This is a genomic window from Chelatococcus asaccharovorans, from assembly GCF_003201475.1.
In the GTDB taxonomy this organism is placed as follows: Bacteria; Pseudomonadota; Alphaproteobacteria; order Rhizobiales; family Beijerinckiaceae; genus Chelatococcus; species Chelatococcus asaccharovorans.
Window position 1 is genome coordinate 425,716 of the sequence record NZ_QJJK01000003.1, and the last position, 21,317, is coordinate 447,032.

Here is a 21,317-nt window from a genome sequence, read left to right on the forward strand (position 1 = left end):
TGGAAACGAGACGGGTGCGACCCATGAGGCCCGCTGTCTATAACAGATTGAAACGGGGATGCGATCTGCGATGAGCGGGAGGCTGCCATGTTGCCGGGAGCCTGCGTGCTGGGAGCAGCCCCCCGGCGAACGTCGCCGGTCGTCAGAGGGCGCAAGACGCGATCGCCAGTTCACCCGCAGGCCTGCCAGCACCGCCTGGCTCGTCGCCGCCCCGCGCAGCTCCGTGACATAATTTGCGGCGACGATGGCGTCCTCCGAGAGACGGCCCTCGATCTCGGCGCCGAGGATCGCAGCATCGGCGAATACAGGATGCGCCAACAGGTTCGACGGATATGCTTCCCCGTCACGAGCAGAGAGAAATCGTCGAGATGAGGACCGTCGCGATGAGGCCCATGGCGTCATTCCGGGGCGCTCGAATATCGCCGTTCATCTCAAATATGCGGCAACCAGTTGCGTAGCCGCTCAACAGTACCCCGGCAATCGGCCTCGGAGCCCGCAAAAGACAGCCGGAGATAGCGATGGCCTTCGTCCTGATCGAAATCGAGCCCGGGCGTCGCCGCCACGCCCGTGTCCGCGAGCAGACGCCGGCAGAAGTCGAGGGAATCATTCGTGAAGCGCGAGACGTCGGCATAGACATAAAAAGCGCCGTCGGCCGGCGCGAGCCGGTCGAGCCCCAGGGCGGGCAGCTCGTTGAGGAGCAAGGCCCGGTTGGCGGCGTATCCCGCCTTGATCATCTCCAGTTCTTCGGCCGCACCGAAGGCCGCCTCGGCGGCGACCTGACTGAGGTAGGGCGGGGAAATGAAGAGATTTTGCGCCAGCCGCTCGATCGGACGCACGATCCGCTCCGGCATCACCAGCCAGCCGATGCGCCAGCCCGTCATGCAGAAATATTTGGAGAAGGAGTTGACGATGATGGCATCGTCGTCGAAGGCAAGCGCCGTTTCCGCCGGCGCTTCATAGGTAAGGCCGTGGTAGATCTCGTCGGAAATAAACCAGAGGCCGAGTTCCCGGCAGGTCTGCCCCACCGCCCGCAGGGCCTCCCGCCCCATGACGGTGCCGGTCGGGTTGCCCGGGCTCATCGTCAGGACCCCTGCCAGAGGCGCCTCCCCGTGGATCCTGCGCAGCGCCGCCGCCTCAATGACCCAGCCGGATGCGGCATTGGCCGGAACGGGCACCGGCTCGAGGCCGAGGGCCAGCAATGTGTTGCGATAGGCAGGATAGCCCGGCGAGGCGATGGCGACCCTGGCGCCGGGCTCGAACAGCGCGAGGAAGGCGAGCACGAAGCCGCCGGAGGAGCCCGTCGTCACGGCGATGCGTTCGGGCGCCAGGCTGAGGCCGTAAAGCCGGCGATAGTGGCTGGCGATCGCCGCGCGCAGACTCGGCAAGCCAAGGGCTTCGGTGTAGCCGATACGGCCGATGGCGAGCGCGGCCTGGGCCGCCTCCCGTGCAAGACGCGGCGCGGCCGCCGTCGGCTCGCCGATCTCCATGTGGATCACACTGTCCCCTGCCCGCTCCTTGGTCTTGGCAGCCGACAGAACATCCATGGCCAGGAACGGTGCCACTGCGGCCATCCGTGTCGCGAGACAGGGGCCTGGCCATGCGGCGGGAACGGAAGACTTGGGCTCGATCATGATAAAAAAGTGATCCTTGCAAAAATTTGGCGCCAATCGCGATGACGGCTTTCTGATTTGACTGAATTTCTTCAATTTGTCCCGATAGCATGACGTCACGCCCAACTGACGCGCCATTCCATCTCTGATCAAAGACAAACTGCGTTCCATCAGCATGCGTTTTTCTCGAGCTCTCCGTTTCCCCCGGTCTTTTCTGTCCCCGTTGGCGGCGGTGGCCCCCGCCGCGCGGGATGCGGTGGCGGGCGTCACCTGTCTGGCCCTGGTTCTGGCGCCCGTCGCCGCCCAGGCGCAAAGCGGCGAGCGGACCCAGGTGGTCCGCGACGCGGAAATCGAAAAACTCCTGATGGATTATTCCACGCCGGTGCTGAAGGCCGCAGGCATACGCGTCAGCGCGGTCAAGGTCATCCTCATCCAGAACCCCACCTTCAACGCCTTCGTCGCCAACGGGCAGAAGATTTTCGTGAACACGGGCGCGCTGATCGAATCACGTTCGCCCAACGAGATCATCGGCGTGCTCGCCCATGAGAGCGGCCACATCGCCGGTGGCCATCTGGCGCGGCTGCATCAGCAGATCGCCAATGCCAAGATCCTGTCGGTCGTCGGCATGCTCGCGGGCGCGGGCGCGCTGGCAGGCTCCGCCGGCGGACGTGTCGGCCAGGGCGGCGTCGGCGCCGGCGGGGTTCTGGCGGGATCCCAGGAGCTGGTGCGTCGCAACCTGCTCTCCTACCAGCGCTCCGAGGAGCAGGCCGCGGACCAGGCCGCCGTGCGTTATCTCACGGCCACCGGGCAATCGGCCAAAGGCCTGCTCGATACGATGAAGCGCATGGACGACAATTCCCTGTTCCGCACATCGGGGCTCGACCCTTACGTCCTCAGCCATCCCCTCCCCAAGGAGCGTATGGCAGCGTTGGAGCAGTTGGCAAAAAAGAGCCCGGCCTACGACGCCAAGGATTCAGCGGCGCTCGTCGCCCGGCATGAACTGATGCGCGCCAAACTGTCCGGTTTCACCGAGCGGCCGGAGACGGTCATGCGTCGCTATCCCCCCAGCGATCGATCCGTGGCGGCGCGCTATGCCCGGGCGATTATGGCCTACCGGACCGCCCGTTCCAGCCAGGCCGTGACCCTGATGGATGAGCTCTTGCGGGAGCAGCCGAAGAACCCGTATTTCTGGGAGATGAAGGGCCAGGCCCTGTTGGAGAGCGGCCGGGCGCGCGAGGCCATCGCGCCCTTGCGCCAGGCCGTCGCCCTCACCCCATCGTCGGCGCTGATTCGCGCGATGCTCGGCCGCGCCATGGTGGCCTCCGGTGATCCGGGCGTCGTGGACCAGGCCATCCGCGAATTGTCGAACGCGACGCAGCGCGAGCCGGAGCTCGCCGACGCCTTCCGTGATCTGTCGACGGCCTATGCGCGCAAGGGCGACATCGGCATGGCCGAATTGGCAGCGAGCCAATACTATTTCGCGCGTGGCGAATGGGACCAGGCCGCGACCCAGGCAACCCGCGCCAAGGCCAAGCTCAAGCCGAATTCACCGGCCTGGCTGCGCGCCGATGACATTTTAGCCTATCAACCGGAGCGGCCGCCGGGTAAGTGACACAATCCGGGCGCACAGGGTGTGAATGTCTTTGACAGATTGGATATCGTGGATGCGCTTTTCATTCCTTCCGCGCGCCGCTGCCGTCGCCATCGTGGCACTGCTGGCGGCGCCGTCGCTCATGCAAACGTCAGCCGCGGCCGCAGAGCTGTCGGCCACGGAGAAGACGGCCATCGAGCAGGTCGTGCGCGACTATCTCCTCCGCAACCCCGAGGTTCTCCAGGAGGCCATGGTTGAACTCGAGCGGCGCCAGCAGGACAACCAGCGCAAGGCGCAGGAAGACGCCGTCGCGGGCGAGATGACGGCGCTCTACGACGCCGAAAGCAATATCGTTGTCGGCAACCCCAAGGGTGATGTGACCCTGGTCGAATTTTTCGACTACAACTGCGGCTACTGCAAGCGCGCGCTCGACGATGTCGCCCAGCTCGTGAAGCAGGATCCCAATCTGCGCGTGATTCTCAAGGATTTCCCGATCCTGCGCCCCGAATCGCTTGATGCCGCCCTCTATGCGCGGGCCGCTCAGCACCAGCTCCCGGGTGCCAAATTCTTCGATTACCACACCCGCCTGATGGGCGCGAAGGGGCTGGTCGGCAAAGAGCAGGCGATCGCGGTTGCCAAGGAGATGGGGCTCGATATGGCCCGCCTCCAGAAGGACGCCACTTCCGACGCGCGCAAGGCCGAAATCCGGGAAACGCTGGCGCTCGGCGACAGGCTCTCGTTGACCGGGACGCCGGCCTTCGTCCTTGGCAAGGACGTCGTCTTCGGCGCCGTCGGCCATGCCCCGCTGCAACAGGCGATCGCCTCGGTCCGGCAGTGCGGGCGCACCGCCTGCTCCTGATCCGGTCGATAAAGCGGCGGAAGAGCGCTGGCGGCGGCAGCCGTTCCCAAGGAACGGTTGCCGTTGAAGAAGCATGCTCTTCCCCTGGCACGCGGTTCGCGCTAAGACGCGCCCTTGCGATGGAATGAAAAACGGCCGTCGTGCTCGGGAATCTGTTGGCAGCTCGATTGCGGCAACGATGGTCCATTGCCATCGGAACGCTCCTGCCCGTGAACTCAATCCGCCGAGACGCTTCTTGCGGCTTGGCACAACCGCAGAGCCGATATGGTCGCGATCCACGTCGTTAACGGCCCCAACCTCAACCTGCTGGGACGGCGCGAGCCGCAGACCTACGGCAGCCTGACCCTCGCTGATATCGAGCAACGCCTCAATGATCGCGCGACGGCGCGTGGCGGCGTCGCATTGACCTTCCGCCAGAGCAACAGCGAAGGCGATCTCGTCACCTTCATCCAGGAGGCAGGGATCGCCGGGGCCGGCATCATTCTGAATGCCGCGGCCTACACCCATACCTCCATCGCCTTGCGCGACGCGATCAAAAGCGTCGACGCCCTCGCCATTGAAGTGCATCTGTCAAATGTGCATGCGCGTGAGGACTTTCGCCACCATTCCACCATCGCAGCAGTCGCGATCGGGGTCATCTGCGGCTTCGGCGCAGCGAGCTACGATCTGGCCTTTGACGCGCTCGTGCCTATCCTCGAGAAGCGCGATAGCACCAACGCAACGAAGACTGCCGCCAAGACTACCGGGACCCCGCAATGACGAAACTGCCCACCGCCAAGCAAAGCCCGATTGATCCTGAACTCGTACACGAACTGGCGCGCCTGATTGCCGAGACGGATCTCACCGAGATCGAAGTCGAGAAGGGGGACCTGCGCATTCGCGTGGCGCGCAACGTGACGACGGCGGTGCATGTGCCTGTGGCGGCGGCGCCTGCCCCGGTGGCCCCCGTTCCGGCCGCGGTCTCTGCGCCTGCCAAGCCGGACGCGCATCACCCCGGCAGCGTCACCTCGCCGATGGTCGGCACCGCCTATCTCCGGCCCTCGCCGGACGCCAAGCCCTTCGTCGATATCGGCACGCGCGTCGAGAAGGGCGATAAGCTCCTCCTCGTCGAGGCCATGAAGACCTTCAACGATATCGTTGCGCCGCGCGCAGGTGCCGTGACCGCCATTCTGGTCGAGGACGGGCAGCCGGTGGAATACGGCGAGCCACTCCTTGTGATCGAATGACCATGCCGATGTTCGACAAGATCCTCATCGCCAATCGCGGAGAAATCGCGCTCCGCATCTTGAGGGCGTGCAAGGAACTCGGCATCGCGACCGTCGCCGTGCATTCGACCGCGGATGCCGACGCCATGCACGTGCGGCTCGCGGACGAAAGCGTCTGCATCGGCCCGCCGGCGGCGCGCGAGAGTTACCTCAACATTCCGGCCCTGATCGCCGCCTGCGAGATTACGGGCGCCGACGCCATCCATCCCGGCTATGGCTTTCTTTCGGAGAATGCCCATTTCGCCGAGGTGTTGAGTGACCACGGCATCACCTTCATCGGCCCGAAAGCCGAGCATATCCGTCTGATGGGCGATAAGATCGAGGCCAAGCGCACGGCGCGCAGTCTCGGCATCCCCTGCGTGCCGGGCTCCGACGGCGGCATCACCGGCGACGAGGAAGCGACGCGGGTCGCGGCCGAAGTCGGCTATCCCGTTCTCATCAAGGCCGCCGCCGGCGGCGGCGGGCGCGGCATGAAGGTCGCGCACACGCCCGAGGACCTGCACCATGCGCTGGCGACGGCCCGCGCCGAAGCCCGCGCGGCTTTTGGCGACGATGCGGTCTATATCGAGAAATATCTCGAGAAGCCGCGCCATATCGAGATCCAGGTGCTCGGCGACGGCAAGGGCAACGCGATCCATCTCGGTGAGCGCGACTGCTCGTTGCAACGCCGCCACCAGAAGGTGTGGGAGGAAGGCCCCTCGCCGGCGCTCAATCATTCCGAGCGTGAGCGGATCGGCGCGGTCGTCGCGACGGCCATGCAGAAGCTCGGCTATCTCGGCGCGGGCACCGTCGAATTCCTCTACGAGAACGGCGAGTTCTATTTCATCGAAATGAACACGCGCATCCAGGTCGAGCATCCGGTCACCGAGATGATCACCGGGATCGATCTGGTCAATGAGCAGATCCGCATCGCGGCCGGCAACCCGCTGTCGATCCAGCAGAAGGACGTCAAGATCGAGGGACATGCGGTCGAATGCCGGATCAATGCCGAGCATCCCGCGACGTTCCGTCCATCCCCCGGCATGATCACCTATTTCCACCCGCCGGGCGGTCTCGGCGTGCGTGTCGATTCGGCCGTCTACCAAGGCTACCGCATTCCCCCGCATTATGATTCGCTCGTCGGCAAGCTCATCGTCCACGGACGCAGCCGAACCGAATGCCTGATGCGGCTGCGGCGCGCGCTGGATGAATTCGTGGTGGACGGTATCGAGACCACCCTGCCGCTGTTCCGCACTCTCGTGCGCAATCAGGACATTCAGAACGGCGTCTACGACATCCATTGGCTGGAGCATTTCCTCGATGACGGCGGCGTCGACGAGATCATGGGGTCCGTTTGACGCGCAATGCGAAGGCGTCAGATCAGAAGATCGGCGGATCTTATTGATTTTTCTCGCATTATCAAAGAATGGGGTCAACTGCGCCCCCTTCGCTCCTATCACGGTGTAGCACCGCGATGAATCGGTCGTCGGTCGAGATCACGCCGGAGATCCTGCTCAAGGCCTATGCGAGCGGGCTTTTTCCCATGGCTGAGCATGCCGACGATCCCGGCCTCTTCTGGGTGGAGCCGAAGGAGCGCGGGATCATTCCTCTCGAGGGCTTCCATATCCCGCAACGCCTGGCGCGCACGGTCGCAGCGGACCGTTTCGCAATCGCCGTCGACGAGGATTTCGACGCCGTGATCGCCGGTTGCGCCGCCCCTGACGACGGCCGCGAGGAAACCTGGATCAACAGTCGCATCCGCCAGCTCTACGGCGATCTGTTCGACCTCGGCTATTGCCACACGGTGGAGGTCCGCGACGGCGGCCGCCTCGTCGGAGGGCTTTATGGCGTCTCGCTCGGCTCTGCCTTTTTCGGCGAGAGCATGTTTCACCGCCAGCGCGACGCCTCCAAGGTCGCCCTTGTCCATCTGGTCGCGCGCTTGAAGCGCGGCGGCTACACCCTGCTCGATACCCAGTTCGTCACAGACCATCTCGCGCGCTTCGGGGCGCTTGCCGTGCCGCGGAAGGTCTATATGGCGCAGCTTGAGGCCGCGCTCGCGCTGCAGGGCGAATGGTGGAGCTGGCCTCCGGGCGTGTCCATCCCGGGGCGTGCCGCCCTGGCGGAACTGGCCGCGAGGGCTTGAGCCTCAGCGACGCGCCGGCGGCGGGCCGCGCGTATCAGGCGTCTCCGGCGGCTGAGCTTCGCTGCCCCCTTCCTTGGGGTCGACGATCACGTCCGTGCCGCCCTCGCAGTCGGTCAGCCAGATGTCATAGACGGCATGCTCGATGCCGTGCAGGCCGGGGCTTGCAGCATACATCCATCCGGAGAAGATGCGCTTGCGCTCGTTGCTGGCTGTCGTGACCTCGTCCACGGTCACGAAGGCCGTGGTATTGGGTGTCTCGGTCGCGGGACGCGTATAGCAGGCGCGCGGAGTGAGTTGCAGGGCCCCGAACTGGACAGTCTCGCCAACGGCCGCCTCGAAGGAGACGATTCGGCCGGTAATTTTGTCGAGCCCCGAGAATACCGCGATGGGATTCTTGATTCGATCCGCCTTGGCACCATCGCTGGCCGCAGCGAGACAGGCCACCGCCAAGGCAACGGCGGGCAGGAGCTTGAAATTCATCGTGCTATCTTATCGCGGCTCGGTCTTGAGGGAAGCGGATATGACTGCATACACCTTCCGGCGCCCCTTGCGACAGCCCCCGAGATGCGAATTGCTGCCTGCGTCATAGCCCCTCAGGACCGGCGTGAGGCGGCGCAACGCGTCCCCGTGACAGACGATAACGGCCGTGCTGGCCCATATTGTGGCGATGAGACGGCCGGTCAGGGGGTCCAGGGGCTATAGTCGCCGGTTGCGGGCGGACGGCGCCCCTCGGCCAGCGTCGAACCGGCCGGGCGATAGGCCTCGGGCGTGCCTGTCATATTCGGGCGATGCGGCCGCTGCCACTCGCGGGCTACATAGCCATCCTGCGTCGGCGGCACATCGGTGGTGTGGTGCATCCAGCCATGCCAGCCCGGAGGGATCTCGGAGGCTTCGGCATAGCCGGCATAGACCACCCAGCGCCGTTCGAAGCCAAGCGCCGGGTCCTTGGCGCCACCTTTCGTGCGATAATAGGTGTTGCCGAACTCATCCTGGCCGACGCGCTCGCCATACCGCCACGTCCAGAGCTGCGTGCCGAAGGTCTGCTTGTTCCACCAGGTGAAGACGCGCAGGAGAAAGTCTTTCATCACCACATATCCCAGAGGCCGGGCCCGAGCCGACGATCGTCGCCGTGGTTATGGCCCCGTCATGGGTACTTTGTCCAGTATGACAGCTTGTCTCCCCGGCGACCGTCCCGCGCAACGCGCCGCCGCGGGGATCCACCGGCCGGCGCGGGATCTCGCAGGGACCCACCATCCGCAAGCACGCCGGCTCTGTCGATATCCCGCGAATATCAGCCTGGCATGGCGCTGCGATTCGCCTGAAAGCGCTGCCACAGGCATGGGACGCAGTCGAGCGGGAATCGCCGAAAGGCCACTCAATCGGGCGCGTCGGGTCCAGCCCCATGGGGATGGAGGTGGACAATTCGATTATGGTGAACAAATGGTGACGCTGGGGCCGCTATCCCCAGGAATGGGGAAAAGCGTTGTTTCCCATCATCATCAGGCGCGTTTATTGTAGTGGTGCTCAAACGACGGCAAGGCAGGACAACAGCTCTAGAGATTGCGCGTCAGAAAACTTGAACCCCCTAGATATTGACGCACGGGGCCGGATCGCACTAACTTCCAGCCACATTGCGTTAGCCGCGTTTCTGCTGACGCATCTCGGAATAAGTTTCACAAATGAGTTCAGCGGCAGACGGTGTTGCGAGACAGCGTGCGGGCTGCTGCGTGTCTGAATGTCCCCCCGGGCCCTGTCGGTACCGAGGCCTGACGCTGCCTTCCCTTCCGGGCTTCGCCCGCAGGGCGGGGCGCGGATGAAGCATCCCCCCGGTGCTCCTGTCCGCCGCGTTCAAGCTTGGTGCATGGCGAGCCACCCCCATATTGAGAGACGGCGGGCGACCGCCAAAGGGATTACACCATGCGGATCGAGCGGCGTTACACCGAAGAGGGACAATCCCCTTACTCCTCCATCGCGTTCCGCGCCGCGACGAGCGAGATTCGCAATCCGGATGGATCGACGGTGTTCAAGCTCGACGCCTTCGATGTTCCCGTGAGCTGGAGTCAGGTCGCCAGCGATGTCATCGCGCAGAAGTATTTCCGCAAAGCCGGTGTGCCGGCCCGCCTGAAGCGCGTCGAGGAAAACGACGTTCCGTCCTTCCTGTGGCGTTCGGTGGCGGACACCGAGGCGCTTGCGGATCTTCCCGAGGCCGAGCGCTACACGTCCGAGACGTCTGCCCGCCAGGTATTCGACCGGCTTGCCGGCTGCTGGACCTATTGGGGCTGGAAGGGCGGCTATTTTTCAAGTGAAGCCGACGCCAGCGCCTTCTTCGACGAGCTGCGCTTCATGCTGGCGAGCCAGATGGTGGCGCCCAACTCGCCGCAATGGTTCAACACCGGCCTCAACTGGGCCTATGGCATCGACGGGCCGAGCCAGGGCCACTATTATGTGGACTTCAAGACCGGCAAGCTGACCAAATCCAAGTCGTCCTACGAACACCCGCAGCCGCATGCCTGTTTCATCCAGTCCGTGAGCGACGACCTCGTCAACGAGGGCGGTATCATGGACCTGTGGGTGCGTGAGGCCCGGCTTTTCAAATATGGATCCGGCACCGGCTCCAACTTCTCGAAGCTGCGCGGAGAGGGGGAGAAGCTGTCGGGCGGCGGCCGTTCGTCCGGCCTCATGTCCTTCCTCAAGATCGGCGACCGCGCCGCCGGCGCCATCAAGTCGGGCGGCACCACGCGCCGCGCGGCCAAGATGGTGGTGGTGGACGTCGACCATCCCGACATCGAGACCTATATCGACTGGAAGGTGAAGGAAGAGCAGAAGGTCGCCGCGCTCGTCGCCGGCTCCAAGGCCTGCCAGAAACACCTCAAGGCCGTGCTCAGGGCCTGCGTCAACTGCGAATCGCAAGGCGGCGACAAGCCGGACTCCTGCTATGACCCGGAGAAGAACCCGGCGCTGAAGCGCGAGATCAAGCTCGCCCGCCGGGCCTTCGTGCCGGACAATTACATCAAGCGCGTCATCCAGTTCGCGCGGCAGGGCTACACGGACATCTCTTTCGACGTCTACGACACCGACTGGGATTCGGAGGCCTACGCGACCGTCGCCGGCCAGAATTCCAACAACTCCGTGCGCGTGGACGACGACTTCCTCAAGGCGGTCGAGGCCGATGGCGACTTCACGCTGAAGGCGCGCCTCACCGGCAAGCCCGTCAAGACCCTGAAGGCGCGCGATCTCTGGGAGAAGATCGGTTACGCGGCCTGGGCCTCGGCCGATCCCGGCATCCAGTTCCACACCACCATCAACGACTGGCACACCTGCCCGGCCTCCGGCCCCATCGTCGCGTCGAACCCGTGTTCGGAATACATGTTCCTCGACGACACGGCGTGCAATCTCGCTTCCGCGAACCTGCTGCAGTTCTATGACCGCTCGGCGCGCCATTTCGACGTGGAAGCCTTTGAGCACGCGTGCCGACTGTGGACGCTCGTCCTCGAGATTTCGGTGACGATGGCCCAGTTCCCGTCGAAGGAGATCGCGGAGCTCTCCTACCGCTATCGTACCCTCGGGCTCGGCTATGCCAATATCGGCGGCCTGCTGATGACGATGGGCCTGCCCTATGATTCCGATGAGGCGCGTGCGCTGACCGGCGCCATCACCGCGGTGATGACGGGCATTGCCTATGCGACCTCAGCGGAGATGGCTGAGGAGCTCGGCCCCTTCCCCGGCTATGCGAAGAACGCTCAGCATATGCTGCGGGTCATCCGCAACCATCGCCGCGCCGCGCACGGCGAAGCCGCCGGCTATGAGAAGCTGGCGACCGACCCTGTGCCGCTCGACCATGCCTCGGCCGCGAAGGTCGGCGACCTCGGCACGAACCTCGTCGCCCATGCGGTGGCCGCCTGGGACAAGGCGCTGTCGCTCGGCAAGGCGCATGGTTACCGCAATGCGCAGACGACGGTGCTTGCGCCGACCGGCACCATCGGCCTCGTCATGGATTGCGACACCACGGGCATCGAGCCGGACTTTGCGCTCGTGAAGTTCAAGAAGCTCGCCGGTGGCGGCTATTTCAAGATCATCAACCGCGCAGTGCCGGATGCCCTGCGCTCGCTCGGCTACCGCGAATCGGAAATCGCCGAGATCGAGGCCTATGCCGTCGGCCATGGCTCACTCGCCCAGGCCCCGGCCATCAACAAGACGACGCTCGCGGCCAAGGGGCTGACCGAAGAGAAGATCGCCGCCGTCGAGGCCGGCATGAAGTCCGCCTTCGACATCAAGTTCGTCTTCAACAAATGGACGCTCGGCGAGGACTTCCTCACGGGCACCCTCGGTGTCCCGGCCGAGCGCCTGGCCGAGCCGAGCTTCGACCTCCTTGCCCATCTCGGCTTCTCGAAGGCTGACATCGAGGCCGCCAACATCCACATCTGCGGAGCGATGACGCTGGAAGGCGCGCCGCATCTGAAGACCGAGCATTATCCCGTGTTCGACTGCGCCAACCCCTGCGGCCGCACCGGCAAGCGCTATCTGTCGGTCGAGAGCCATATCCGCATGATGGCCGCGGCCCAGCCGTTCATCACGGGTGCGATCTCCAAGACCATCAATATGCCGAATGACGCCACGGTCGAGGACTGCAAGGAGGCCTATCTCCTGTCCTGGCGTCTGGCCCTGAAGGCCAACGCGCTCTACCGCGACGGCTCCAAGCTGTCACAGCCGCTCAACTCCGCCCTCATCAACGAGGAAGAGGACGAGGTCGACGATGCCGTCGAGGCCCTGCTCGCCCAGCCCACCGCGGCGAGAACCGCCCAGGTGGCGGAGCGCATCGTCGAGAAGATCATCGAGCGCGTCGAGCGTGTGCGCGAGCGCGAGAAAATGCCGGATCGTCGCAAGGGCTACACGCAGAAGGCCGTCATCGGCGGCCACAAGGTCTATCTCCGCACCGGCGAATATACCGACGGCCGGCTCGGCGAGATCTTCATCGACATGCACAAGGAAGGCGCCGCCTTCCGGGCGATGATGAACAACTTCGCCATTGCCGTGTCGCTCGGCCTGCAATACGGCGTGCCGCTCGAGGAATATGTGGAGGCCTTCACCTTCACCCGCTTCGAGCCGGCGGGCTTCGTGGCCGGCAACCAGTCGATCAAGAACGCCACGTCGATCCTCGACTACATCTTCCGCGAACTGGCGATCTCCTATCTCTCGCGCTACGACCTCGCCCATGTCGATCCGAGCGAAATCGGCTTCGACGTCATCGGCAAGGGCGAAAACCAGGCGAAGGCCCCGGAGGGCACGCCGCCACAAAGCCAGCAGGTGATCTCGAAGGGGTTTGTGCGCGGCAAGCCGACCAACTTCTTGACGATACCCGGCGACAAGCGCGATGCAGCCAAGCCTTCCAGCCCCTCGGCCCCGCCGGCGAACGGGACGGTGGTCGCTTTCGCCGGCACCGGTGCGGTCGCCCTGAAAAGCGAGCCTGAGGCGGATGACGAGCCCGTCGGCGATGAAGCCTTCGCGTCGCTCGGCTTCGCGGCGCCCGCCAACCAGCAGCTCAGCCTGTCCGACAGGCGGGCCGAGGCGCGGATGAAGGGTTACGAGGGCGAATCCTGCCCCGAATGCGCCAACTTCACGCTGGTGCGCAACGGCACCTGCCTGAAATGCGACACCTGCGGCTCGACCACCGGCTGCAGCTGAGCGTCAGGCTGCATCCGTCCAATCCAGACACTGTCATGGCCGGGCTCGTCCCGGCCATTTTTTGTAGCGCGATCGCGAGAGGCCACCCGTTGCACCGCCCCCTTGCATGGTATGCTACGTGCGCTACAAGCACGGAAATCGAAGGCCGTTGTGGCGGGCACCAGAGGCGGCTTCGATCAGACGGCCTGGCCGTCAGGTTGGACGAACAGAGACTGGCCACCCGATGATGCTCGACATACGTACCCTCTTGATCGTGGTGGTTTTCATTACGATCGTTGTTGGCGCGTGGCTCAGCTTCTCGGCACTGCAGCACCGCAACCGACGCCCGCTGGTCCTGTGGGCGAGCTGCTATTTCCTGGTCGGCATCGGCGTCGCGCTTCTGGCAGCGCGCGATGCCTTGCCCGACACCATGGGGATCATCACAGGGAACGGCTTCATTCTGCTGGGCTATGGCGCGGCCTGGCAGGGCGCGCGCGCCTTCGACGGACGTCCCACGCAATGGGCCGGCTTATCCGTTGGCGCTCTCATCTGGCTTTGCGCCTGTTCGATACCGGCATTTCTGGAAGTCCTGCCCCTCAGGGTCATGCTCGTCTCGGGTATCGTGGCGGCCTATTCCTTCGCAGCCGCCTGGGAGCTCTGGCGCGGACGTGGGCGTGGTGAACTGGCTTCTCGCCTTCCCGGGGTCGCGCTGCTCTGCGTCCATGGCATGGTTTTCATTATCCGGACAATCGACGCGCCGAACCTCCCCCTTCCCGAGAGCGGTTTCCTGACCGCCTGGAACTGGAACATGGTTCTGGCCTTCGAGACGCTTATCTTCATGCTCGGCATGGCCTTCATCGCCGCCGCCCTCATGAAGGAGCAAATCGGCTTCGAGCATCGACGCGAGGCGCTGATCGATCCCTTGACGGAAGCCTTGAATCGCCGTGGCTTCGAACTGCGCGGCCTGCAGCTCCTGCGTCGGCATGCCACGACGCAGGAGCCGATCGCCGCCATCGCTTTCGACCTCGATCATTTCAAGGCGGTCAACGACACGTTCGGCCATGCGATGGGCGATGCGATCCTCGTGCAATTCAGCCAGATCGCGACCCGCTACCTCAGGTCGAGCGACCTGCTGTTTCGCATGGGCGGCGAGGAATTCACCGCCCTGCTGCCCGGCGCAAGCGCCGATGACGCACGCCTCGTCGCGGACAGGATCAGGATATCCTTCGTCGAAGCCGTCCGGCCGTCCTGTGATGGTCACGGCGTTACCGTCAGTGCCGGCATCGCCGCTTCGGCGGCCCACGGCTATGACGCCCCAAAAATCCTGTCAGCCGCCGACGCGGCGCTCTACCGCTCCAAGAGCGAGGGCCGTAACCGGGTGACGCAGGAGGGTGATCCCTTGCCGTCCGTGCCCCCAAGCGGAAGCAATATCGCGATTTTTCCGAGCCGGGGGCGCAATGGCTTCCCGCCCCGATCCGCCCATGGCGGCGCATCGGACAATTGAGAGGCGCGCCGGCCGGCCCACCGCATCTGTCCTGGCGAGACCGGTCGCGGTCTCGCCCCACAGTTCAGGCGCGCGGCTCAATCACCGATCGCAACGCCTTCCCGCCGGCTGTCGGCACCGCCGAGGAAGCCCGACGGCGTGAGCACGATCGCCTGCGTGCCGGACGTCATCGGCGCGACCGAGACCTGATGGCCCAGCGCTTCCAGGGGCGCCTTCCAGCCTTCCGCCTCGGTTCCCGCCTCAAGTTCGGTTGGCCCGTTGCGGCTGCCGACATTCGGCCAGTCCACCGCGACCTGCGGGTCGAGCTTCCAGTCGAGAATGGCAACCAGCGTCTTCGCAACGAAATTGATGATCTGACTGCCGCCAGGCGAGCCCGTGATCACGAAGAGCCTGTCAAAGGCATCGAAGACGATGGTCGGGGCCATGGAACTGCGCGGCCGCTTGCCGGGCTCGACTCTGTTCGCAACGGGCTTGCCCGCCTCGCTCGGCGCGAAGTTGAAATCAGTGAGCTCATTGTTCATGAGGAAGCCGCTCGCGGTCATGATGCGGGCGCCGAAGCCACTCTCGATCGTCGTCGTCATCGACACCGCGTTCCCTGTCGCATCGACCACCGAGATATGGCTGGTGCCGTTTTCGACGCCGTCCGAGGGCGCGAGCAACTGCGACCGGCGCGCAAAGGGCGGCTCACCGGCCGCAGCCTTGCCCATGGACCGGTCCGGCCGCACCAATGCGGCGCGATCGCGCAGATAATCCGCATCGAGGAGCCCGCGCACCGGCACCGCGAGGAAATCCGGATCGCCGAGATACTGCGCCCTGTCGGCATAGGCGAGGCGACCGGCCTCGGCGATCCAATGCACGGCCTCGGCGCCCTGCCCCATGCGCGCGAGATCGCGCGTCGCGAGCGTCGTCAGGATCTGGGCAACCCCGATACCGCCGGAGCTCGGCGGCCCCATGCCGCAGACCGTATAGACTCGGTAGGGATGACAGACCGCGGGACGTTCGGCGATGGCATAGGACTTGAGATCGGCCAGCGTCATGCCGCCGGGGTTTTTCGCATGGCCGGCAACGGTGGCGACGATGTCCTCGGCGATGGCTCCGGAATAGAAGGCATCCATGCCGTCGCGCGCCAGCGTCCGCAGCGTGGCCGCCATGGCCGGGCTCTTCAGCACGGCGCCCACCGCTTTCGGATTGCCATCCTCGCCATAGAAATAGGCACGCGCCCGCACATCGGCGCGCAAAGCCTGCTCCTGGCTGAGCAGGCCGTTCAGTCGCGGCGAGATGGCAAAGCCCTCATCGGCCAGCCGGATCGCCGGCTCGAACAGCCGCGCCCATGGCAATCGTCCCCAGCGCTTGTGGGCGGCCTCCAGCAGACGCGGTGTGCCGGGTACGCCCACGGAACGGCCACCGACAACCGCCTCCATGAAGGGCATCGGCTTGCCGTCCGCCGTCAGGAAGAGCTCCGGCGTCGCCGAGGCCGGCGCAATCTCGCGGCCGTCGAGGGTCAGGAGCGCGCGTTTGGCCGCATCCCAGTGCAGCATGAAGGCGCCGCCGCCGAGGCCCGAGCTCTGCGGCTCCACCAGATTGAGCACCAGTTGCACCGCGATGGCCGCGTCAACCGCGCTGCCGCCGGCCCGCAGGATCTCGCGCCCTGCCTCGGCGGCCAACGGATTGGCGGCGGCCACCATGAACTGATGCGCCTCGCCGAGATTGCGGCTCGTGCGCACAGTCGCCCCTTCAGGAGCGGGCGCGAGCGTCTGGGCCGCGACGCCTGAGGGCACCCCGAGCGCCGCAACAGAAAGTCCGAGCAGTGCCGCCCTGCCTATGCCGAAGATGGACGCGCACCGATGTCGAAACTGGCTCATGCGATGATCCCCCGTGCCTTGACCAAACGGCTTTGGGGCACGGAGACAAGGGGCGCGATACCGACTTTACCTGGCCTCTCGCCAATCACCGGGAATAGCGAAAGCAGAAAACAATCGAAAAGCGAGACGCTTCACACACCTGTCCGCAGTGCCGGCGTGAGCATCGCCTCCGCAACTGAATCTGTCGAGTAGGATTCTGTGGCACTCACGCCGGCAGTCCGAGCGCGCTCGCCCAAACCCCGATCATGCCGACAAAAAGGCCAAGAGAGGCGAGTTCGATAACCCGACCGAAGATCCACTGAACCATCGTCCTGCTCCTTTATGTATTCTATTTGTTCTCATTAATTCACTGTTTGTTCCATGACAATCCAAAGGGACGCTTATGGATAACGGGGAATGAATCCCCAAACCCAGGATCCCCGGGCCTGTTCCGGCCGGTTTGCCAGCACGGCCCAGCGGCGGACAAGCATCGTCGCCTGTGGACAGTCTGTGCATGGACGGCAGGGGGACCTGCGCCCCCGCCGGAGAGCGGCGGCGTCAATGCGCAGGCGATCCGAGGAAGTGGCGCGGACGCAACGAGCCCGCAACGTCAGGGGCCATCGGCTTCAACGCCGCCTGCCCTCGCCCGTCATACGGCATCGGGCAGGGCCCCGGCCGGATGTCGGGCGACAGGCGGCAACCATCGCCGATCCATTGATCGGCGAGAGAGCCCGTTAGAGCATAATCCGACCGGAGTGAAATGAGGATCGATAAGATTATGCTTGAAATAAAAGAGGTTGGAGCGCCGAACTGATGCAATCAGAGCGAAACGCGCTCTAGACCGGCCGTCTCGCGCGACGCGCTCGCGTCGCGACACGTCGCGCACACACCGCGTGTCCTCGCGAGCTGGAGCAGAACCGGCCGATGAATTTAGCCGGCTTTCCAACTTCGCGTTCTTCAAGTCATTATCGCATGCATGAGCTCGAAATACGCGAAGTCGGGGGTGATAGACTGTATTTGAACGCGCCCTCCTGCAACGAGGTTGCGCTTTCAAATAAATACCGCACCGCCCTTTTACCGGCCACCGAGCGCACGATAGATCTTGCTGCCCGCGCGCCCCGTCGGCGGCATGCCTGCCGCCTGCTCGGCGGCGGCGATGGCCGCGCGCGACTGCGCACCGATCTTCCCGTCCGGTTCGCCCACGTCATAGCCGCGCGCTGCCAGAAGCTTCTGCAACTGGAGCCGCTGGGCGCGCGACAGGCCGGGATCATCGGTGGGCCATGGCGTCCGCAGCGGGGGATAGCCAGCCATCCGATCCGCGAGATGCGAGATCGCCAGCGCGTAGGATTCCGCCTGATTATAGGCATAGATGGCGTTGAAATTGGGATAGACGAGGAAGCCCGGCCCATTAGGTCCGGCCGGCAGCAGAAGACCTGCCTCCCCGCCACCTGACAACGGGCGGCCATCGGCGCGTGTCACGCCCCGGCCCGCCCAGGTGGCCAGCGAGGCACGGGTGTTGCGCCCCGTCGGCCCCTTGTAGCCCGATGGCACGACGACCTCGATCATCCACGGCTGCCCCGTGCGCCAGCCCGCCCGCTTCAGGTAGTTGGCTGTCGATCCGAGCGCATCGGCGACCGATTTGACGAGATCGCGCCTGCCGTCACCGTCGAAATCCACCGCCAGCCGCTGGTAGGTGGTGGGAATGAACTGGGTCTGGCCGAAGGCGCCGGCCCACGACCCATAGAGCTCGTCGAGCGTGAGATCTCCGTGATCCACCAGCTTGAGCGCGGCCATCAGTTCGCCACGCCAGAAGGCCTCGCGACGCCCCCCTTCGCACACGAGCGTGGCGAGCGCATGCGGAAGGAAATTGTCGCCCGCCTCAGACCCGAAATTGGTCTCGACACCCCACACGGCCGCAATGACGTGGCGATCGACCCCGAAACGCTGCTCGGCGGCGCGCAGAATGCGATCATATTTGCGCATCATGGCCTGACCGTCGCGCACGCGCTCCTCGTCGACGAGGAAACCCATGTAGTCCCAGATGGGGGTCTTGAACTCCGGCTGCACCTTGGACAGCCGCAACACCTTCTCATCGGGCTGATTGATGGCCAATGCCTGGGCAATCACGTTCTGGCTGATGCCGGAGCGCGCCGCATCAGCCCTCAGCTGACCGATGCATTGCGTGAAATTCGCCGCCGCAGCGCCCGTACCCATCATCCAGGCCGTCGCGATCAGGACCATGTGCCGCATATACCATTCCTACCGATCTAACGAGATTCACCATGCTTTCGCGCAGGCTATCATGGTTAATCCTTTCAAAATCTTACCATCGCCAGCCGCGACGCAAGACTCGCTGATCCTGAAGCCTCGCTGATCCTGACCGCGAGCCCGATCAAACAAAACGCATTGCGCCGGCAGAAGTTCGGCACGCTCGCCGATCGCCAGCCGATGCGCGCGCGATACCTCCGGGCGCGGAGCATATTCCCGAAATCGTGTTCTTCAGGACAATTTATGGGGGAGAACAGCAGCCTGGTCGCACCCCGTCTCCCTCCGAGAGACCGGACGATGCTCGGGCTGCCGCGGGGCGGCCTCGATCGGCCAGAGCCCCCAGCTTGACAGCTGTTCAGGCATTTCCCATAGAGTTGTCATATTCCGAGGGGCGTGCCGCACGGCACTGAGATAGCGGTGAGCTGGACCCTTGAACCTGATCCGGGTGATGCCGGCGTAGGAACGGAACATGGGGCAACTGCCGCCACCCCCCGCTCTCTTCTTCGCCTCGCCCGGATCCTAGTGGTTCGTCGTCGACATTTGCATCCGCCCGATACGGGCCTCGGAGCAAATGTCGGCGTCACAAGAACCACTAGCAAGTTATTGGTTTTAGGGGAGCTTCTGAATCTGACATTTGATCCGGAGCCTCATGTCAGGCGGGACTCACATGTCAGATTCGCTCCACTGGCTTTCTCGCTGGGGATCCCGCCATGTGCCTTGCCAGACAGCGTCCAGCCTTCGCCCGCGGCCTGCCGCGCCGCCCCAGCTCGTGAAGGCGGGCCAGCGTGCGCGTCGCCCTCACTCCGCTGCGGATCGCGGCAACGCTCGTCATCGCCTGGCAGGCGCTGGTATCGATCGCCCGACCGCCGGCCTATATCCTGCCGCCGCCCCTTGACGTTGCCGCCGTCTTCCTGCGCCAGCCGTCGTTCCTCCTGACGAACGGCCTCGTCACGCTGACCGAGATCCTCGCCGGCTTCGGGCTCGGGGCTGCCCTCGGCATCGCCACAGCCCTTGCCATCGCCGCCCTCCCCCGTCTCGGCCGGCTCGTATGGCCGCTCGTGCTGGTCCTGCAGGCTTTCCCCGTCTTTGTACTCGCGCCGGTCCTCGTGCTGTGGTTCGGCTTCGGGCTGGCCTCCAAAGTGGTGATGACGACGATCATCATCTTCTTCCCCGTGGCTTCAGCCTTTGCCGACGGCCTCCGGCGCACCGACCCCGACCTTCTCGATGCGACGGCCCTGACCACGGCGACTCATTGGCAGACGCTCATTCACGTGCGTCTGCCGCTCGCCCTGCCGGCCCTTGCTTCCGGTCTCAAGGTCGCGGCACCGCTCGCTCCGCTTGGCGCGGTCGTCGGCGAATGGGTGGGCGCCTCGGCGGGGCTTGGCTTCGTCATGGTCCAGGCCAATGCCCGCATGCAGACCGAGACGATGTTCGCCGCCATGCTGGTGCTGGCCGCCCTGACGCTGGCCATGCGGGCCGCGGTCGACGGCATCACCCCCTATCTCACGCCCTGGTCCAACGACACCTGATCGAAGCCCTGTACAGGAACGCGTCATGATCCGCTCAGCTCTTCTCGCAGCCCTTCTTTCCCTGACATCGGCCGCGCCAACCTTCGCGCAACCGGCCGCTCAGAACGCGCCCCAGCAATCGGCCAAATCTTCCGAGACAGTGAAGCCTCCCGAGACGGTGAAGGTCCTGCTCGAATGGTTCGTCAACCCCGATCATGCCCCCATGGTGGTGGCCAAGGAGCTCGGCCTCTTCGCCAAAGCGGGCCTCGACGTCGAATTGCTGCCGCCGTCCGACCCCTCAATCGTGCCACGCGCGGTCGCATCCGGGCAGGCCGATATCGGCGTTCACTATCAGCCGAGCCTCTATCTCGATCATGCGGCCGGCATCCCGCTCGTTCGCTTCGGCACGCTCGTCGAAACGCCGCTCAATACGGTGACCGTGCTGGCGAAGGGTCCCATCAAGTCCCTGGCGGATCTCAAGGGTAAAAAGGTCGGCTTCTCCGTGTCGGGCTTCGAGGATGCCCTTCTCCAGCGCATGCTGGCCTCTGCGGGTATCGACAAGGCCGATGTGGAGCTCGTCAACGTCAATTTCGCGCTGTCCCCCTCGCTGATCAGCGGCCAGGTCGATGCCACCATCGGCGGCTTCCGCAATTTCGAGCTGACGCAGATGCGCCTCAAGGGCCACGAAGGCCGCGCGTTCCTGCCGGAGGACAGCGGCGTGCCGGCTTACGACGAATTGATCTTCGTCACGCGCCCGGATCTCCTCAAGGACAGCCGCCTGACCCGCTTTCTCGATGCCGTGGAGCAGGGCGCGATCTACCTCACCAACCATCCCGATGAAGGCTGGAAGCTCTTCATCAAGGCCTATCCCGATCTCGACGACGCGCTGAACCGGCAGGCCTGGATCGACACGCTGCCCCGCTTCGCCAAGCGCCCGTCAGCCCTCGACCGCCGCCGCTATGAACGCTTCGGGCAGTTCATGCTGGAAGCCGGGCTGATCAAGACCGCGCCCACCGTCGACGAGATCGCCGTGGCCTTGCAGTAGCCCGCTGTTGTCTCAGACCAATGCGCGATGCGTTCGACCCATC

At 64.8% G+C, this 21,317-nt stretch carries 14 protein-coding genes, 1 pseudogene and 1 riboswitch; of the genes and pseudogenes, 10 read left to right on the forward strand and 5 right to left on the reverse strand.

Annotated features, from left to right (window positions below; translation table 11 throughout):
• Nucleotides 1-431 precede the first annotated feature (431 nt).
• Nucleotides 432-1,631, reverse strand: coding sequence for a pyridoxal phosphate-dependent aminotransferase (locus tag C7450_RS09415; protein WP_110374174.1), 1,200 nt, complete (start codon nt 1,629-1,631; stop codon nt 432-434).
• Between the two features lie 211 nt (nt 1,632-1,842).
• Between C7450_RS09415 and C7450_RS09420 the strand changes: the two genes are divergently transcribed.
• The 6 genes from C7450_RS09420 (at nt 1,843) to aat (ending at nt 7,447) form a co-directional block, all read left to right on the forward strand.
• Nucleotides 1,843-3,222: a M48 family metalloprotease gene (locus tag C7450_RS09420; protein WP_245449557.1), complete on the forward strand. Its 1,380-nt coding sequence runs from the start codon at nt 1,843-1,845 to the stop codon at nt 3,220-3,222.
• 52 nt (nt 3,223-3,274) lie between these two features.
• A complete protein-coding gene (locus C7450_RS09425) occupies nt 3,275-4,060 on the forward strand; it encodes a DsbA family protein (protein WP_110374176.1) in 786 nt (261 codons plus the stop codon).
• Nucleotides 4,061-4,324: 264 nt separating this feature from the next.
• A complete protein-coding gene (gene aroQ, locus C7450_RS09430; protein WP_110374177.1) occupies nt 4,325-4,819 on the forward strand; it encodes a type II 3-dehydroquinate dehydratase in 495 nt (164 codons plus the stop codon).
• Entirely contained in the window at nt 4,816-5,286 is a 471-nt protein-coding gene (gene accB, locus C7450_RS09435; protein WP_110374178.1) for an acetyl-CoA carboxylase biotin carboxyl carrier protein, read from the forward strand. Before aroQ ends, accB begins: the two co-directional genes overlap by 4 nt.
• Nucleotides 5,287-5,294: 8 nt before the next feature.
• Nucleotides 5,295-6,662, forward strand: a complete 1,368-nt coding sequence (accC, locus tag C7450_RS09440; protein ID WP_110374302.1) for an acetyl-CoA carboxylase biotin carboxylase subunit — start codon at nt 5,295-5,297, stop codon at nt 6,660-6,662.
• A 116-nt stretch (nt 6,663-6,778) separates the two neighbouring features.
• Entirely contained in the window at nt 6,779-7,447 is a 669-nt protein-coding gene (gene aat, locus C7450_RS09445; RefSeq protein WP_110374179.1) for a leucyl/phenylalanyl-tRNA--protein transferase, read from the forward strand.
• A gap of 77 nt (nt 7,448-7,524) precedes the next feature.
• On the opposite strand, the pseudogene C7450_RS09450 reads toward aat, so the two are convergent.
• Both C7450_RS09450 and C7450_RS09455 read right to left on the reverse strand, forming a co-directional pair.
• Nucleotides 7,525-7,927, reverse strand: a pseudogene (locus tag C7450_RS09450) (DUF2155 domain-containing protein); the annotation flags it as partial.
• A gap of 200 nt (nt 7,928-8,127) precedes the next feature.
• Entirely contained in the window at nt 8,128-8,532 is a 405-nt protein-coding gene (locus tag C7450_RS09455; RefSeq protein ID WP_110374181.1) for an NADH:ubiquinone oxidoreductase subunit NDUFA12, read from the reverse strand.
• Nucleotides 8,533-9,364: 832 nt separating this feature from the next.
• Between C7450_RS09455 and C7450_RS09460 the strand changes: the two genes are divergently transcribed.
• Together C7450_RS09460 and C7450_RS09465 are read left to right on the forward strand one after the other, a co-directional pair.
• Nucleotides 9,365-13,129, forward strand: a complete 3,765-nt coding sequence (locus tag C7450_RS09460) for a vitamin B12-dependent ribonucleotide reductase (protein ID WP_110374182.1) — start codon at nt 9,365-9,367, stop codon at nt 13,127-13,129.
• A 223-nt stretch (nt 13,130-13,352) separates the two neighbouring features.
• Nucleotides 13,353-14,612, forward strand: coding sequence for a GGDEF domain-containing protein (locus C7450_RS09465; RefSeq protein WP_210206408.1), 1,260 nt, complete (start codon nt 13,353-13,355; stop codon nt 14,610-14,612).
• Between the two features lie 77 nt (nt 14,613-14,689).
• On the opposite strand, the gene ggt is transcribed toward C7450_RS09465, so the two are convergent.
• Both ggt and C7450_RS09475 read right to left on the reverse strand, forming a co-directional pair.
• On the reverse strand, nt 14,690-16,474 hold the full coding sequence (gene ggt / locus C7450_RS09470; protein ID WP_110374184.1) for a gamma-glutamyltransferase: 1,785 nt from the start codon (nt 16,472-16,474) through the stop codon (nt 14,690-14,692).
• 1,053 nt (nt 16,475-17,527) lie between these two features.
• Nucleotides 17,528-18,703, reverse strand: coding sequence for a lytic murein transglycosylase (locus C7450_RS09475; RefSeq protein ID WP_110374185.1), 1,176 nt, complete (start codon nt 18,701-18,703; stop codon nt 17,528-17,530).
• Between the two features lie 395 nt (nt 18,704-19,098).
• Nucleotides 19,099-19,201, forward strand: a riboswitch (TPP riboswitch).
• A 305-nt stretch (nt 19,202-19,506) separates the two neighbouring features.
• Between C7450_RS09475 and C7450_RS09480 the strand changes: the two genes are divergently transcribed.
• Nucleotides 19,507-20,250 carry an ABC transporter permease gene (locus tag C7450_RS09480; protein ID WP_110374186.1) on the forward strand — a complete coding sequence of 248 codons (744 nt, stop codon included), beginning with the start codon at nt 19,507-19,509 and terminating at the stop codon, nt 20,248-20,250.
• A gap of 25 nt (nt 20,251-20,275) precedes the next feature.
• Nucleotides 20,276-21,274 carry an ABC transporter substrate-binding protein gene (locus C7450_RS09485; protein ID WP_110374187.1) on the forward strand — a complete coding sequence of 333 codons (999 nt, stop codon included), beginning with the start codon at nt 20,276-20,278 and terminating at the stop codon, nt 21,272-21,274.
• Nucleotides 21,275-21,317 lie beyond the last annotated feature (43 nt).